Annotated in this window: 13 protein-coding genes; 9 read left to right on the forward strand and 4 right to left on the reverse strand. The window is 63.5% G+C overall.

Annotated elements, in window-relative coordinates; all coding sequences use genetic code 11:
- On the reverse strand, positions 1-872 hold an 872-nt coding region (locus ACIQ17_RS08650; RefSeq protein ID WP_398467448.1), incomplete at its 3' end, for a TonB-dependent receptor plug domain-containing protein.
- Positions 873-1,011: 139 nt separating this feature from the next.
- On the opposite strand from ACIQ17_RS08650, the gene ACIQ17_RS08655 reads away from it, so the two are divergent.
- On the forward strand, positions 1,012-1,269 hold the full coding sequence (locus ACIQ17_RS08655; RefSeq protein ID WP_398467450.1) for a hypothetical protein: 258 nt from the start codon (positions 1,012-1,014) through the stop codon (positions 1,267-1,269).
- Between the two features lie 75 nt (positions 1,270-1,344).
- Here the strand turns inward: ACIQ17_RS08655 and ACIQ17_RS08660 are convergent, their stop codons facing one another.
- From ACIQ17_RS08660 to ACIQ17_RS08670, 3 genes are read right to left on the reverse strand one after another with little or no spacing between them, the layout of a single operon-like run.
- Positions 1,345-3,006 (reverse strand): acyl-CoA dehydrogenase family protein, encoded by a 1,662-nt coding sequence (locus ACIQ17_RS08660; RefSeq protein WP_398467452.1) that lies wholly within the window; start codon positions 3,004-3,006, stop codon positions 1,345-1,347.
- 21 nt (positions 3,007-3,027) lie between these two features.
- Positions 3,028-4,263, reverse strand: a complete 1,236-nt coding sequence (locus ACIQ17_RS08665) for a CoA transferase (RefSeq protein ID WP_398467454.1) — start codon at positions 4,261-4,263, stop codon at positions 3,028-3,030.
- Positions 4,260-6,842 (reverse strand): 2-oxoglutarate dehydrogenase E1 component, encoded by a 2,583-nt coding sequence (locus tag ACIQ17_RS08670; protein ID WP_398467456.1) that lies wholly within the window; start codon positions 6,840-6,842, stop codon positions 4,260-4,262. The genes ACIQ17_RS08665 and ACIQ17_RS08670 overlap by 4 nt, the downstream gene beginning before the upstream one ends.
- A 32-nt stretch (positions 6,843-6,874) precedes the next feature.
- Between ACIQ17_RS08670 and ACIQ17_RS08675 the strand changes: the two genes are divergently transcribed.
- The 8 genes from ACIQ17_RS08675 (at position 6,875) to ACIQ17_RS08710 (ending at position 16,124) form a co-directional block, all read left to right on the forward strand.
- A complete protein-coding gene (locus tag ACIQ17_RS08675) occupies positions 6,875-7,936 on the forward strand; it encodes a LysR family transcriptional regulator (RefSeq protein WP_398467458.1) in 1,062 nt (353 codons plus the stop codon).
- Between the two features lie 198 nt (positions 7,937-8,134).
- A complete protein-coding gene (locus ACIQ17_RS08680) occupies positions 8,135-8,887 on the forward strand; it encodes a glucose 1-dehydrogenase (protein ID WP_398467460.1) in 753 nt (250 codons plus the stop codon).
- A gap of 86 nt (positions 8,888-8,973) precedes the next feature.
- A complete protein-coding gene (locus ACIQ17_RS08685; RefSeq protein ID WP_398467462.1) occupies positions 8,974-10,287 on the forward strand; it encodes an MFS transporter in 1,314 nt (437 codons plus the stop codon).
- Positions 10,288-10,297: 10 nt separating this feature from the next.
- Entirely contained in the window at positions 10,298-11,803 is a 1,506-nt protein-coding gene (locus tag ACIQ17_RS08690) for an FAD-binding oxidoreductase (protein ID WP_398467464.1), read from the forward strand.
- A gap of 64 nt (positions 11,804-11,867) precedes the next feature.
- The gene (locus ACIQ17_RS08695) at positions 11,868-12,836 is read left to right on the forward strand and encodes a Bug family tripartite tricarboxylate transporter substrate binding protein (RefSeq protein ID WP_398467466.1); all 969 of its coding nucleotides are present in this window, start codon (positions 11,868-11,870) and stop codon (positions 12,834-12,836) included.
- Between the two features lie 109 nt (positions 12,837-12,945).
- The gene (locus ACIQ17_RS08700; protein ID WP_398467468.1) at positions 12,946-13,728 is read left to right on the forward strand and encodes an SDR family oxidoreductase; all 783 of its coding nucleotides are present in this window, start codon (positions 12,946-12,948) and stop codon (positions 13,726-13,728) included.
- A 58-nt stretch (positions 13,729-13,786) separates the two neighbouring features.
- Positions 13,787-14,452, forward strand: a complete 666-nt coding sequence (locus ACIQ17_RS08705; RefSeq protein WP_398467470.1) for an RraA family protein — start codon at positions 13,787-13,789, stop codon at positions 14,450-14,452.
- 235 nt (positions 14,453-14,687) lie between these two features.
- The gene (locus ACIQ17_RS08710) at positions 14,688-16,124 is read left to right on the forward strand and encodes an NAD-dependent succinate-semialdehyde dehydrogenase (protein WP_398467472.1); all 1,437 of its coding nucleotides are present in this window, start codon (positions 14,688-14,690) and stop codon (positions 16,122-16,124) included.
- The last annotated feature ends 107 nt before the right edge of the window (positions 16,125-16,231 follow it).

Genomic DNA, 16,231 nt, shown 5'->3' on the forward strand with positions numbered 1-16,231 from the left:
CGCTCGCTGCGATAATCCATATTGAGCGTGCCGACGCCCTGCTCGAAGGCCTGCGGTGAGATCGCGGTATCGCCCTTGGCATAGGATCCGTTGAAGCGGATGCCGAACTCCTTGTTGTCGCCATAGCGCTGGCCGAGATCGACATGCTGGCCGAAGATCGAGCGCGAGACGTAGCTCGAGGTAAGTTGCGCGAGCGGCTCGTCGCCGGCCATTTTGGTCACGAGATTGACGCTGCCGCCGACCGCGCCTCCGACCGGCATGCCGTTCAGGAGCGCACTCGGCCCCTTCAGCACTTCAACGCGTTCGATATTGATGAGCGACGGCGAATAGAACGGGACGAGGCCGAACAGGCCATTCATCGACAGGTCGGTGTTGTAGGTCGGCGACGCCGCGAAGCCGCGATAATAGGTGGTGTTCAGCGAGCTGTAGCGCGTCGCCATCGGGCTCACCGACGGGTCGTTCTGCAGGATCTCTCCGAGCGTCTTCGCTTGTTGATCCTGGATCGTCTTCTGCGTGTAACTGATCTGGTTGAAGGGCGTATCCATGAAACCGCGATTGCCGAGCAGTCCAAGCTGGCCGCCGCGTGCCACCTGACCGCCAGCATAAGATGGCAGCGTCGATATCGTGGAGCGGCTGTTGGGGCTGATCGATGGCGCCGCCGAGACTGCTGGCGGGGCAGTAGAGCGGGCGGCCGTCCGCGGCGTAGCGACTCGCGGGCGACTGACCGTCCGCGGCTTTGGTCGTGCCCGCGGTTCGTCCACCGTGACAGGTGGAAGCGTCGACTGCGCCAGTGCCTCCATCGACCATTCCGCCGTCAATGCCATGCCGCCCACCACGCCCATCAATATCGCGCGTGTTCCGAACTTCGTCACATCAGCCCCCATACCGGCACATGTTCCATACGCCTGACGAAGGTCATCTAGCGTGCGGCCGCTGAAAGCGTTGTTGGAATAGGTCCAAAACGTAAGGTTGAGTGATGGTTATCCCAACTTATGTTGCTGGCGCGCCCCGGTGCCGGGAGCAACCGTCGTTCAGGGTAAGCGCTTTTGGGCAGCCATCGCGTTCTGCCCCGGGGATGGCGTTGAAACTAGCGAGCAGCTTTCCGACGCCGGCTATGATAGCGACGAGCCTGGGTTTGCCGGCCGTGATGGGGGCAAGCCCGCGGCGGAATTGTCGTCGCAGGCGAAGGTCGTCCTGTCGGCCACGCTGCAATGTGGCAGCCATGAGCATTCGTTGACGACAAGCTTCTCCGGCGGTCAGGCAACATGAAGGCGGCTTGGTCCTCCATCGGCCGAGCCGCCCAACAATGCCCGCTTCCGGTGCGAAGCGGGCATTGTTGAATGCCTAGTTCTGGCGCGACAAAAGTCCGCGGGCGATCACCTGGGCCTGGATTTCCGCAGCGCCCTCGAAGATCGACAGGATGCGGCTGTCGCACAGCACGCGGCTGATCGCGTATTCCAGCGCATAGCCGTTGCCGCCATGGATCTGTAGCGCGCAATCCGCATTGGCGAAAGCAACACGGGCGGCGAGCAGTTTTGCCATGCCCGCCTCGATGTCGCAGCGGCGGCCCGCATCCTTCTGGCGCGCGGCGAAATAGGAGAGTTGGCGGGCCATCATGGTTTCGGTCGCCATGAAAGCGAGCTTGGCGTGGACGCGCGGGAAGTTCACGATCGCCTTGCCGAATTGCGCGCGGTCGCGGGCATATTGCAGGCCGAGCTCCAGCGCATTCTGCGCGACGCCGAGCGCACGCGCCGCCGTCTGGATGCGCGCGCTCTCGAACGTTTCCATGAGCTGCTTGAAGCCCTGGCCCTCGACCCCGCCGAGCAGGTTTTCGGCCGGCACTTCAAAACCGTCGAAGGAGATTTCGTATTCTTTCATGCCGCGATAGCCGAGCACTTCGATCTCGGTGCCGCTCATTCCCTTGGCCGGGAACGGATCGGCATCGGTGCCGCGCGGCTTCGGCGCCAGCAGCATGGACAGGCCGCGATAGCCGCCGGCATCGGGATTGGTGCGCACCAGCAGCGTCATCAGGTCCGAGCGCGAGCCATGGGTAATCCATGTCTTGGCGCCATAGACCTTGTAGACATCGCCTTCGCGTACAGCACGGGTGCGCAGGCTGCCAAGGTCCGAGCCCGTATTCGGTTCGGTGAAAACCGCAGTCGGCAGGATCTCGCCGCTGGCGATCTTGCTGAGATACGCGTCCTTCTGCGCATCGGTGCCGCCGAGACGGATCAGTTCTGCCGCGATCTCCGAGCGGGTGCCGAGCGAGCCGACGCCGATATAGCCGCTGCTCAGTGCTTCCGAAATCAGGCACATGGCGACCTTGCCGAGCCCGAGGCCGCCGAATTCTTCCGGCACGGTGGTGCCGAACACGCCCATGTCTGCGAGCTTCTCCACCAGCGGCAGGGGGATCAGCTCGTTATTGTCATGCCATTGCTGCGCATGCGGGGTGATCTCGGCGGCGGTGAAGCGCAGGAACTGGTCACGCGTGGCTTCCAGCACGTCGTCATTGAGCGCGAGTTCGCCGAAGCGGCCTTCGGAGATTTCGTCCACCAGCGTCTTGCGCGACTGCTCGATGGCCGTGCGATCCGACAGGGCGGCAAGCGCAGGCTCCGCGGCGAAACGCGCGATGTCCTCGGCGGCGACGCCCATATCGGCCGGGCGGATCACCTCCGTCTGGCTCATGGCAATGCCGCCGGCGAGCTGCGCGCCATATTCTGCGAAGCCGAGATGCAGGATACTGGTTTCGGCTGCACCGAGCTTCTGTTCGGAGGCGAGCGTGTTCGCCCAGGCGAGCGACTGGCGCAGCGCTTCCACATAAGTGGTCTGCCAAGACAGGCCATGCGCCGAATATTGATGCGTTTCGAGCTTGGCAGCATCGGGCTGGCCGTCCTTGCCGACCATGTCGCGCATGGCGCGCGTTGTGGCGTCGTTCAGGCGCTCCGCGGCATTGAGAATGGCGGCGCAATGGGCGAGGAGGGATCGCTGATCCGCGGTAACTGACATGATGATCTCGCTTGGTGTTCTTTAGTTGGTCTTCGTGCCGGCCTTGTCAGGACCAGCGATGGTGCCGGCGTCATGCAGCTTGCCGATGGCAGCGCCGCTGAGGCCGAGCACGTCGCTCAGCACGCGATCGGTGTCCTGGCCGAGCACGGGCGCGGGCTGCGGCGGCACGCGGCCGCTGCCGACAAAGCCCAATGGGCCTGCAGGAGCCAGAATGTTGCCGGCGCCGGGCTGATCGATGCGGCCGAACATCGGATTGGCTTCGGAGCAGCGCGGATCTTCCGCCAACAACTGGCCGAAATCCTGATAGGGGCCCCACAGCACGCCGCTGCCATCGAGGGCGCTGCGGATCTCCGCGAGGCTACGCGCGCCGCACCAGTGTTCGAGCAGCGCGAAGATCGCACCGCGCGCCTCGAAACGTCCGCCTTCGGTGTTTAGATCGACATCCATCATCGGGCCGATCATGGCGAATTTGTCGGTCAGGCCGGTGGCCTTGCCGATGGCGCGCCACTGCCGGTTGGAGATGGCGACGATCATCACGAAGCGACCGTCCTTCGTCTTGAAGTCGCGGCCGAGCGCGCCGTAGAGATCGTTGCCCATCGGCTGGCGGACGGTGCCGTTCACCTGCACATCGGCGAGATAGCCGAGATTGCCGACACTGGCGAGCGCGACATCCGACAGAGCGAGCGTGAGTTCGCGGCCCTGCTTGTCCTTGCGACGCGCGCGTTCGGCGGCAAGCAGGCCGGTGGAGAGATAAAGGCCCGCGGCAATGTCCCATGCCGGCAGCACGTGATTGACCGGATCGGTGGTCGCGCCCGTCGCAGTCGGAAAGCCGGTGGCACAGTTGACGGTGTAGTCCACGGCCCCCGAGCCATCATGATTGCCGGTGAGGCGCAGCATGATCAGGTCGTTACGATGTTCCGACAGTTGCTTGTAGCTCATCCAGCCGGAGGCGGGCAGGTTGGTGAGCAGGATGCCGCTGTCTTCGCCCGGCTGGGTGATCAGCGCGCGCGCGATCTCCTGCCCCTCGGGCTTGTCGAGCGCGATGGCAATGGAGCGCTTGCCGCGATTGAGGCTCGACCAGTAGAGGCTGCTGCCCGATGGCGACAGCGGCCAGCGGCGATAATCGATATTGCCGCCGATCGGATCGATGCGGATGACCTCGGCGCCGAGCTGCGCGAGCGTCATGCCGCCGATCGGGGCTGCGATAAAAGCGGAGACTTCGACAACGCGAAGCCCATTCAGGATACCGGTGGTCATGCTGCCTGACTCTTTGTTTTTGCGGCATCGCCCGCGCCGAGCGAGAAGGCGCGTTCAACGATGGCCCGCTGATCGGCGTCGTGACTACCGTGAAAACTACCCGCAGGAGAAGAGGATTCCGGTCGGCCCACATAGGTGAAGGTCGGTTGCTCGCAACCAGCATCCCGGGCGATGGTTTCGAGCCGGCGATCCAGCCAGTTCCATGCGCCCATATTCTGCGGTTCCTCCTGCACCCAGGCGAATTGCGCATTGGGCCAGCGCTTGAGCAGCGCACCAATCTGGTCGGACGGCAGCGGGTACAGGCATTCGAGACGCAGGATCGCGACATTCGACGCATTGCGCGCCGCACGCTCTTCCTCGAGATCGTAGGCGATCTTGCCCGAGCACATCAGAACGGTGTCGATGGTGCCGCCGGGAATGCTGGAGATCACCGGCTTGAACGCGCTGCCCGGCTGAAAGTCTGCCAGCGGCGACAATGCTGTCGGGTAGCGGAGCAATTTCTTCGCCGCCATCACGATCAGCGGGCAATCATGCTGGCCGAGGCCCTGCGCGCGCAGCAGATGGAAGTAGTTTGCCGGCGTCGATGGATTGACGATGCGGACATTGTTGTCGGCGGCGAGCTGCAGATAGCGCTCGATGCGCGCCGACGAGTGCTCCGGTCCCTGACCTTCGAGGCCGTGCGGCAGCAACATCACCAGGCGCGACGGGCTGCACCATTTTGCTTCGGCGGCAGTAACGAACTGGTCGATCATGATCTGCGCGCCATTGGCGAAGTCGCCGAACTGCGCTTCCCAGATCACCAGTGCATCGCTGCGCTCAAGGCTGTAGCCATATTCGAAGCCGAGCACGGCATATTCGGACAGTGGCGAGTTGAAGGCTTCGAACTTCGCCTGCGTTGCGGCGACATTGGCGAGGCCGACATGCTTGGCGTTGGTCTTGAAATCCGCGAGCGAGAAATGACGCTGCGAGAAGGCGCCGCGCACCACGTCCTGGCCGGAGAGGCGGACCGGCACGCCGTCCAGCAGCAGGCTGCCGAATGCGAGGCTCTCGGCCGATGGCCAAGGAATGCCGGCGACATCGATCAGGCGCTGTTTCAACACGCGGCCCATGCGCGGATGCACCGTCATGCCGTCGGGCGGTGTGGCCAGCAGGTCGGACAGTGCCTGCAGCGTCTCTACGCGAACGCCGGCATCGTTCGGGCGCGATGCTGAACGTGGCGGAAAGCCGCTGGCATTGATGCGATAGCCAGCGGCCTCGTCGTATCCCGCCTGCAATCGTGCACGCACGGCGTCGCGCATCGCAGTGATGTCGGCTTCGGTAACGCTACCAGCCTTGATCTGCTGATCGGCAAAGGTCTGCGCCACCGCCGGATGCTCGGCGATGCGCGCATAGAGCGCAGGCTGGGTGAAAGTCGGCTCGTCAATTTCGTTATGGCCGTTGCGGCGATAGCAGACGAGGTCGATGACGGCGTCGCATTTCTGGATCTGCCGCCAGGCCACCGCGATGTCTGCGGCCTTCGCCACCGCTGCGGGATCGTCGCCATTGACGTGCAGGATGGCGCTGTCCACGGCTTTCCACGAGCCGGTGCAGTAGCGCGAGGTGCGTGCTTCCTGCTGCTCGGTGGTGAAGCCGATCTGGTTGTTGATGATCAGATGCACGGTGCCGCCGACATTGTAGCCGGCGGGACCGCCGAGCTGGATGCATTCGGAGACGAGGCCCTGGCCGATCACGGCGGCGTCGGTGTGGATGATGATCGGCAAAATGGTTTCGCGGTTGCCAGCAACGTCCTGCGCGGCGCGCGCGGCGCCGAGAACCAGCGGATCGACCGCCTCCAGATGCGATGGATTCGCCAGCATCGTGACTGAAATGGTGCGGCCGCCTAGCGTCAACTCGGTGTCAAAACCAAGATGATAAGGCACGTCGCCGGGACGCGGTGCATCGGCGGGGAAGGGATGCGCGCCTTTGATCTCGGCGATGAGGCGGGCGAAGGAGCGGCCGAGCACATTGTGCATAAGTGACAATCGACCACGATGCATGGTGCCGATGACCACGCGCGTGACGCCATCGGCGGCGGCGCGGGTCAACACGCGGCGCAGCAGCGGCACAATGGCTTCGGCGCCCTCGGCACCGAAACGCTTCTTGGTGGGAAATTTCTTGCCGAGGAAGGATTCGAATTCCTCGGCGGCGATGAGATCGCTCAGCAACTGGCGCGGTGCTTCGGGGGCGGGCAGGCCGGCCCCGGTTTCCACGGCGGTGCGCAGCCAGTTGCGCTTGCTGTCGTCGTCGATATGGGCGGTTTCAACGGCTAGCGTGCCCGCATAGACGGCCTGCAGGCGCTCGGGCGTGGCGGAACGGGGTGTCAGCGGGTCGAGCTGGGCCTGCATATGGCCGCGGTCGCGCCAGAGGGCGTCGCGCTGGATCTGGCGATCATCGGCGGTGAGATTGGCGGCGCCGGTGTCGGCAAGAACCTCGAAAAGGACCCGCCAGCCGGGTTCGACCGACTGCGGATCGGCCTCAAATGCGCGCTGCATCGCGTCCAGATATTCGTAACTGAGACTCGAAAGCGGCGATGAGGGCATGGCAAGTCCTTGTAATCGTTGGAGTGCCCGACTTGGCACCCGCGCGCGACGATAAGGACCATGAAAGCTGCGACCTATGCGCTGGCACAGATAAAAGCTATAACCAAAACGTAGATGCCAAAGCCTGGTGCCCCGTGGACTTGCTCGAGATTCGTTACTTCCTAGAAACCGCCGCCGTCGGCTCGCTGTCGCGGGCAGCGGTGCGGCTGGGTGTCAGCCAGCCGGCGCTGAGCCGGCAGATAGGCAAGCTGGAGGCCGAATTGCGCGGGCCGCTGTTCTACCGGCACGGCCGCGGCGTCACGCTGACGGAGGCCGGCCAGCGGTTTCTCGATGTCAGCCAGCGTGTGATCCAGCAATTGTCCGACGTGCGCGAGGAACTGACCGCGGGGACGCTCGACGTGTCTGGCCAGATCACGCTCGGCATTCCGCCATCGCTGGCGGCAAGCCTTGGCGCCGATCTGGCGCTGCGCTTTGCCGCGGAATTCCCGAAGGCGCGGCTGCGCATTCGCGAGGCGTTCAGCGCGGTGCTGCTGGAATGGACGGAATCCCAGCGCATTGATGTGGCGGTTCTCTATGACGCGCGCAGCAGTCCGAGCCTGATCGCCACGCCGCTCTTGCTGGAAGATCTGTTCCTGATCGAGCGACCTTCGGAAAACGATGTCGATGACGATACTCCCGTGATGCTGGCCGACCTGGCCGGGCGTGACTGCGTGTTGCCCGGTCAGGAAAACGGGCTGCGCCGCGTGCTGGATTCAGCCTGTGCTGCCGAGGGCGTGCGTCCGCGCGTTGTGACCGAAGTGGATTGCGTGGCGGCGCTGAAGCAGTTGGTGGAGCGGGGGGTTGGCACGACGGTGCTGCCGTTCGGTTCGGTGCATCGCGAGGTCAAAGATGGCAAGCTACGGGTGCGGCCGTTCGCCTCGCCGGCGATGCGCGCGCTGCTGGTGATCGCCACGCCGAGCAACAAGCCGGTGACGCCGCTGGTTCGTGCAACGGTGCGCATCATCGAGGAAGAAGTGGAGCGCAGCGTGCCGCTCGATGTGCTACGCGGCGTAACCCGCAATGTGGATGGCACGGTGCTGCGCTCGCCACGGTAAGATGGTGGCGTCTGGAAGACCTCAAATGGCTTCCAAAATCGCCTTTGCAATAAAGTTATAGCTGATATCAGCGTAGCCGGGCTTTCCGCTGCCGCCCGGTTCGGGGTGAATGCGGCAAAATTTGTTGAGCCACACCCCTCCGATCTTCTTGGACGACGGCCGGGAGGCGTTGTGCGAGTTGGGATCAGGAGGAACGGTTTGAAGCGTTTGCAGGATAAAGTCGCATTGGTCACGGGCGCCGGTTCGGGAATCGGCCTCGCCATTGCCGAGCGTTTTGCGCAGGAAGGCGCACGCATCGTCGTCGTCGACTGGAATGCCGATGCTGCCAAGAGCGCTGCCGAGAAGATCGGTGGCGGCGCCGTTGCGGTGCAGGCCGATGTCACCAAGGTTGCCGACGTGCAGCGGACCATCGACGATGGCGTCAAGGCGTTCGGCAAGATCGACATCCTGATCAACAATGCCGGCACCAGCCACGAGAAAGGCCCGTTCGAGGGCGTCTCCGAGGCTGAATTCGATCGCATGTTCGACGTCAATCTGAAGTCGATCTTCCATTACTGTGCGGCGATCTCGCCGGTGATGCGCAAGCAGGGCGGCGGCGTCATCCTTAATGTCGGCTCGACCGCCGGCAATCGTCCGCGTCCCGGCCTCGCATATTACAATGCCAGCAAGGGCGCGGTGCATAACCTCACCAAGACGCTGGCGCTCGAACTCGCCGAAGCGCAGATCCGCGTCAACGCGCTGGCGCCTGTCGCCACCGAAACGCCGCTGCTGAAGACCTTCATCGGCGGCGCCGACACGCCGGAGCTGCGGGCGCAGATGCGCGCCATCGTGCCGCTCGGCCGTCTGGCGCAGCCGCGCGACGTCGCCAATGCGGCGCTGTTCCTCGCCTCCGACGAAGCCGAATTCCTGACCGGCGTCATTCTCGAGATTGATGGCGGTCGCAGCGTCTGACGCATCGGCCGACAATCGACCTGATGCATCACAAGCGAGAGCCCCGAACGGGGCTCTTCAAAAACTTTTCTGACGGGGAAACACCAATGCAGGATATCGAAAGCGCAACGATCAAGCGCATCACATGGCGCCTGATTCCGTTCCTTTGTATCTGCTATTTTATCAGCTGGCTCGACCGCGTGAATGTCGGCTTCGCTGCGCTTGCCATGAATGCGGATCTGGGATTCTCGCCCGCCTTGTTCGGTCTTGGCGCCGGCATCTTCTTCATCGGTTATGTGCTGTGCGAACCGCCGAGCAATCTCGCGCTTCGCAAGTTCGGTGCACGTGTGTGGATCGCGCGCATCATGATCACCTGGGGTATCTTCTCCGGCGCGATGGCGTTCATCCAGGGGCAGTGGGGTTTCCTGTCGCTGCGCTTCCTGCTCGGCATCGCCGAAGCCGGCTTCTTCCCCGGCATCATCCTGTATCTGACGCTCTGGTTCCCGGCGAAATATCGCGGCCGCACCTTCGGTCTGTTCATCCTGACGACGCCGCTGGCCAGCGTCATCGGCGGTCCGATTTCCGGTGCGTTGTTCAAGATGCACGGCTTCCTCGGCCTCGAAGGCTGGCGCTGGATGTTCCTGATCGAAGCCATCCCCGCTGTCATCCTCGGCGTGATGTGCCTGTACTACCTCACCGACAAGCCGGAAAACGCGAAGTGGCTGACCAAGGAACAGCGCGACTGGCTGACCAGCACGATGCGCGCCGAAGAGGCCGCGCAGACGCATGATCACGGCACCGTCCACCTGATGGACGCGCTGAAGAGCAGCCGTCTGTGGCTGCTGGGTCTCGTCTATCTCGGCCCGGTGATTGGTCTCTATGGTCTCGGCTTCTGGATGCCGCAGATCGTCAAGGGCCTGGTCCAGTCCCACGGTATCACCGACCCGTTCCATATCGGCCTGTTGACCGCAATTCCGAGCATCGGTGCGGCCATCGGCATGGTGTACTGGACGCGCCACTCGGATCGCACCGGCGAGCGCATCTGGCATCTGGTTGGCCCGCTCATGGTCGGTGCCATCGGCATGGTGATGTCGGCCTATATGAGCAGCCCGGTTGGCGGCATGATCGCGCTGTCCATCGCGCTGATCGGTATCAATGTCTCGCTACCGGTGTTCTGGACCCTGCCAACCGCGTTCCTCACTGGTGCTGCGGCGGCGGTCGGCATCGCCATCATCAACTGCATTGGCAATCTCGGCGGCTATTTCGGTCCGCAGCTGATCGGCATCGTGAAGCAGAGCACCGACAGCATCCAGATCGCACTGCTCTCCATTGCAGCATTGATGGTTCTCGCTGGCGGTGTCGCCCTGTATCTCGGCCAGGTCCGCGAACAGCCGATGCCCAAAGCCGCACCGGCCGAATAAGGAGAACTTCATGACGACGGCCGGCACCATCTTTTCTGCCGCGAAAGGGGACGCGACCCGCAGCCTGATTTCGGACCCGGCCAGGTTCGAAAGCGAGGTCCTGGAACCCATCCGCGCGATCGTCGGGGAGCGTGGCGTGATCACCGATCGCGACACCATGCAGCCCCTGATGGTCGCATGGCGCGACAGCTGGGAGGGTCGCGTGCCGCTCGTCGTCATGCCTGCCACGACCGAAGAACTTGGGGCCGTGGTCGCCATCTGCGCGAAGACCAACACCCCGATCGTGCCGCAGGGCGGTAACACCGGCCTGACTGGAGCAAGCCAGCCGCATGGTGATAACAGCGAGATCGTCATCTCCACGCAGCGCATGAACAAGATCCGCGAGATCGATCTCGACAACGACACCATCACCGTCGATGCCGGTGTCGTGTTGCAGGTGATCCAGGAAACGGCAAAGGCCAATGGCCGCCTGTTTCCGCTCAGCCTCGGGGCCGAAGGCAGCTGCCAGATCGGCGGCAACATCTCGACCAATGCCGGCGGTGTGCAGGCACTGCGTTACGGTACCGCGCGCGCGCTCGTGGCCGGTCTGGAAGTGGTGCTGCCGGACGGCCAGATCTGGAACGGCCTGCGCGGGCTGCGAAAGGACAATGCTGGCTACGACCTCAAGCAGATGTTCATCGGCGCCGAGGGTACGCTGGGCATCATCACCGCAGCGACGCTAAAGCTGCTGCCATTGCCGACCGCGTCGGCAACAGCTTTCCTCGCGACACCATCGCCCGTCACTGCCGTGGCGTGGCTGCGTCGTGCAAAGTCCATGCTCGGTGAATGCATCACCACGGTCGAACTGATGGAGCGCCGCTGCATCGACGTGGCGATGAAACATAATTCGGGCATCCGCGATCCCCTGCCGACGCGTTACGACTGGTATCTGCTGGTCGAGATCGCCGATCAGGGCAAACATGACTCGCTGGAAGAGCGATTGCTGTCGGTCTTCGAGGCAGGGGTGGAAGGCGAAGAACTGATCGACGGGGTGATCGCTTCATCGGCAGAGCAGGCGGCTGCCATCTGGCGCATTCGCGAAGGCACGCCGGAAGGCCAGCGCCTCGAAGGCGCATCCTACAAGCATGACGTCTCGGTGCCGATCTCGAAGGTGGCGCAATTCATTTCGGAAGCGAACAGCGCGCTCGAAACGCGCTTTCCGGGCCTCCGTTCCTTTGCCTTCGGCCATCTCGGTGACGGCAACATCCATTACAATCCGCTGCAGGCGGAAGGCGGCGACAAGGCGACCTGGCAATCCTATCTGCCCGAGGTCAACCAGATCGTCCACGACATCGTCGCCAGACTCGGTGGCTCGATCACCGCCGAACACGGCATCGGCCGGCTGCGCATCGAGGAAGTGCCGCGTTACAAGAGCGATGTCGAGATGACGATGATGCGCAAGCTCAAGCAGTGCTTCGATCCCGACAATCTCATGAATCCAGGAAAGCTCCTGAAGATGGAGCGCGCGTCCGAATAACGGCGCGCGCGATCAATCACGTCACTGCCAACGACCAAAAACAGACACTCGGAGGGAAACAAAAATGAAGTTCGCTACCATTCTGACCGCGGCCATGCTATCATTCGCAGGCGTCGCCCATGCCAATGACAGCTACCCGGCGCGCCCGGTGACGATCATCGTCGGTTTCCCGCCGGGAACGGCAACCGACTCCGTCGCACGCCTGCTGGCCGAGAGTTTCTCCCGCAGCATGGGTGGCTCCCGCTTCATCATCGACAACCGCGCCGGGCAGGGCGGCAGCATCGGTGCAACCGCCGTCTCCAAGGCCGAGCCCGACGGCTACACGCTTGGGGTCTCCGCGTCCGGCCCGCTGGCCATCAACCCGCATGTCTATTCGAACCTGCGCTACAATTCCCGCACCGACTTCACGCCGGTCGGCCAGATCGTGCAGCTGCCCTACGTGCTCGCCGTCAGCAAGGATGCGCCATACAAGACCGCGGCCGAATTCATCGCTGCGGCGAAGGCCAAGCCTGGCATCATCTCCTATGGCAGCACCGGCAACGGCACCACATCGCATCTCATGATGGCGATGCTCGAAAATGCCTCGAAGACCAGCTTCAACCATATCCGCTATCGCGGCACGGCACAGTCGATGACCGACATCCTCGCCGGTCGTCTCGACGCCACATTCGACACGCTGTCCGGCAGCCTGCCTTTCATCCAGGACGGTTCGGTTCGTGCGCTTGCGGTCAGCACCAAGAAGCGCGTGGCGCTGCTCCCGGACGTGCCGACCACGGCGGAAGCGGGGTATCCGGACGTGCAGGGCGGTGCGTGGCTCGCACTTGTCGGCCCGGCGAACCTGCCCCCGGACATCGTCATCAAGCTTTCCAATGCGCTGTCGACCGCATTGAAGGATGAGAAGATGTTGGAGAACCTGCAGAAGCTCGGCACCGAGCTCGATCCGAGTTCGCCCGAGGAACTGAAGACCATCATGCAGCGCGATCTCGACCGTTGGGGTGAGATTGTGAAACTCACCGGCGCCAAGGCGGAGTAAGACACCGGCCCCATGCAGATCGCTGCATGGGGCCATTGTTTTGTGTGGCCGCTGCGTTGCGCCGGATCGCACATTTACGAGCGGACCATTGAGCAGGATGGATGACGATATGCAGATCAGAATGGATGGACGTGTGGCCGTGGTCACAGGCGGCAGCAAGGGGATCGGACTGGCGATCGCGCATCGTCTGGCGGAGTCCGGCGCGTCGGTTGTCCTGCTGGCACGCGGACAGGATGCGCTGGAAGACGCCGTGCGCGAACTCGAAGGGAAGGGGCATGCGAATGTCCGCGCTTTCCGCTGTGACGTTTCCGACGCCGGTGAAATCAGGAAGGCTCATGACTTCGTTCTGTCGACCTTCGGACGCGTCGATATCCTGATCAACAATGCGGGCACGTCGCGCACATCCGCTTTCGAAGGCATCACCGACGAGGTGTGGCAGGAAGATCTCGATCTCAAGCTGTTCGCAGCGATCCGCCTGAGCCGGCTGGTCTGGCCCGGCATGAAGGAGCGGGGCTGGGGGCGGATCGTCAACGTCCTCAACACCTTTGCCAAGGCGCCCCGTGCCGGCAGCGCACCGACATCGGTGACGCGCGCAGCCGGTCTCGCGCTGTCCAAGGTGATGGCATCGGAAGGCGCTAAGCATGGCATTCTGGTCAACGCCCTGCTCGTCGGCCTGATCGTCAGCGATCAATGGGTGCAGAAATATTCTGCCGTCGCTGCCGACACGTCGTTCGACGATTTCACGCGCAGCCTCGCCAGCGACGTTCCGCTCGGCCGCATGGGCACCGCTGAGGAATTCGCCAACATCGCTTGCTTCCTGGCGTCGGACCACGCGTCCTACATCACCGGGACAGCCATCAATGTGGATGGCGGGCGCTCGCCCGTCGTCTGATCGCGCGAGGTCCACGCGTTGAAACCAGAACAATATCAAAAATCGAGGGAGATGACCGATGACGGCAAGTGATCAGGAATTGCTGGGACGTTGCGCGAAGATCGGCGTGAGCAGCTGGTCGGACGCGCTCGACGAACTGGGCATCGACGGCGTGCTGCAGGGCCTCACGCAGCGCAGTGGCAGTGGTCGCATGTGCGGCTTCGCCGTCACGGCACGGCAGCAGGTCGGGCGGCTGGGCGATTTCGACAAATCGCATTTCGCCGTTGGTCCGCTGGTCGCGTCGGCCGGTCCGGGAAACGTCCTGATGGTCGATATCGGCGGCGCGCCGATCTCCACCATGGGCGGCCTGGCCGCGCTGGCCACCAAGCAGCAAGGCGCCAGTGGCGTTGTGATTGACGGCGCGTGCCGCGATCTGGACGAAATCCGCGCAACGGATCTCTGGCTGGCAAGCCGCTGGGTCATGCCGACCACGGGCAAGCGCCGTCTCAAGCTGCAGTCCCAGGGCGAGCCCGTCACGGTGGGTGGTGTCCGGGTGGCCCAGGGCGACCTGGTGGTCGGCGATGACACCGGCATCGTCGTCGTGCCGCGCGCGCAGCTGGCAAAGGCGCTCGAACAGGCTGAACGGATCGTGGCGATCGACGAGAAGGTCGAAGAGCGGATCCGGGCCGGCGCGAGCTTCGGCGAGGCCGCCGCTGCCGCCGGCTATCTGCCGTCGCGTGGCTGAACGAGGTCGCAGACGTCGCCACGTCACATGGTCGATCAGGGATCGGCGAGGGCGCTTGCTGTCAACGACAGGAGGCGCTCGTCATCGCCGGCGGATGCGCCGGCCGTGGTTTTGAGAGAATGAGAAGTCGTCAACCAGATCACCAGTTCAGGGAAATAAATCGCATGTTGTACCTGTATTGGTTCCTCAGGAGCTTGTAAGAAGCGCCTGATCCTTTTTCGAACAGGAAGCACCGATGACCTATCCGAATGTTCAGCTCCATATCGATGGCAAATGGCGCGACGCCGAAGCGAAGCGCACCATCGACGTGATCAATCCGGCCACCGAGGAAGTGATCGGAACGGTCGCTCATGCGAGCAAGGCGGACCTGGAAGAGGCTGTCGCTGCTGCTGATCGCGGCTTCAGGATCTGGCGCGACATGCCGGCCTATGAGCGCTCGAAGCTGATGCGCAAGGCTGCGGATCTGATCCGCGAGCGTGCGGACAGTATCGCAAAGATCCTGACCATGGAGCAGGGCAAGGTCTTCGCCGAAGCGAGGATCGAAACCATGACGGCGGCCGACGTCATCGAATGGTTCGCCGAGGAAGGCCGCCGTGCCTATGGCCGCCTGATCCCGGCGCGCACCACGGGCGTCTATCAGATGGCGATCCGCGAGCCGGTGGGCCCGGTCGCCGCCTTCACGCCGTGGAATTTCCCGGTCAACCAGGTGGTGAAGAAGCTGGCCGCGGCGCTCGCCGCCGGCTGCTCGATCATCGTCAAGGCACCGGAAGAAACGCCGGCCTCGCCGGCCGAACTGATCCGCGCTTTCGTCGATGCCGGCGTTCCGACCGGCGTCGTCAACCTGGTCTATGGCGTGCCGGCCGAAGTGTCGGAATTCCTGATTCCGCATCCGGTGATCCGCAAGATGTCGTTCACGGGATCGACCCCGGTCGGCAAGCATCTCGCTGCCTTGGCTGGCCAGCACATGAAGCGCGCCACCATGGAGCTCGGCGGTCATGCGCCGGCCATCGTGTTCGACGACGCGGATGTGGAATCGGCAGCCAAGATCATGGTGGCGGCGAAGTATCGCAATGCCGGGCAGGTCTGCATCTCGCCGACGCGCTTCCTGGTGCAGGACGGCGTGTATGACCAGTTCGTCGAGCGCTTCGTGGCCGGCGCCAAGGCCATCAAGGTCGGCGACGGACTCGATGCCAGTTCGACCATGGGCGCGCTCGCCAATGACCGCCGCATTGCCTCGATCGAAGGCTTGCTGCAGGACGCCAAGGCCAATGGCGGGAAGGTCGCCACCGGCGGCAATCGTGTCGGCAACAAGGGCTATTTCTTCGAGCCGACGGTCATGACCGACGTGCCGAACTCGGCCCGTGCGATGAATGACGAGCCGTTCGGGCCGCTGGCGCTGATCAGCCGTTTCGGCACGTTCGACGACGCGGTCGAGGAGGCCAACCGGCTGCCTTACGGCCTCGCCTCATACGCCTTCACGCGCTCGGCCAAGACCGCGACGGCCATCGGTGCGAATATCGATGCCGGCATGATGTCGATCAACAATTTCGCGCTCGCATTGCCGGAAACGCCATTCGGCGGCGTGAAGGATTCCGGCTACGGTGCCGAAGGCGGCATCGAGGGTCTCGACGCCTATCTGTCGACCAAATTCATCAGCCAGGCCGGCGTCTGACGGATCGCGCTGTCCATCCATGATTGATGAGAGCCGGCCAATCCAAATTGGCCGGCCTTTCTTTTTCTTGATGTCGATCTCACGGTGCTCAGCGCGATGAATGGGAC

This window comes from Tardiphaga sp. (genome assembly GCF_044340795.1).
Classification (GTDB): domain Bacteria; phylum Pseudomonadota; class Alphaproteobacteria; order Rhizobiales; family Xanthobacteraceae; genus Tardiphaga.

Coding starts and splice junctions, on each gene's coding strand:
- ACIQ17_RS08660 (WP_398467452.1), bottom strand. CDS start 3,006: ATGTCAGTTACCGCGGATCAGCGATCCCTCCTCGCCCATTGCGCCGCC.
- ACIQ17_RS08665 (WP_398467454.1), bottom strand. CDS start 4,263: ATGACCACCGGTATCCTGAATGGGCTTCGCGTTGTCGAAGTCTCCGCT.
- ACIQ17_RS08670 (WP_398467456.1), bottom strand. CDS start 6,842: ATGCCCTCATCGCCGCTTTCGAGTCTCAGTTACGAATATCTGGACGCG.
- ACIQ17_RS08685 (WP_398467462.1), top strand. CDS start 8,974: ATGCAGGATATCGAAAGCGCAACGATCAAGCGCATCACATGGCGCCTG.
- ACIQ17_RS08690 (WP_398467464.1), top strand. CDS start 10,298: ATGACGACGGCCGGCACCATCTTTTCTGCCGCGAAAGGGGACGCGACC.
- ACIQ17_RS08695 (WP_398467466.1), top strand. CDS start 11,868: ATGAAGTTCGCTACCATTCTGACCGCGGCCATGCTATCATTCGCAGGC.
- ACIQ17_RS08700 (WP_398467468.1), top strand. CDS start 12,946: ATGCAGATCAGAATGGATGGACGTGTGGCCGTGGTCACAGGCGGCAGC.
- ACIQ17_RS08705 (WP_398467470.1), top strand. CDS start 13,787: ATGACGGCAAGTGATCAGGAATTGCTGGGACGTTGCGCGAAGATCGGC.
- ACIQ17_RS08710 (WP_398467472.1), top strand. CDS start 14,688: ATGACCTATCCGAATGTTCAGCTCCATATCGATGGCAAATGGCGCGAC.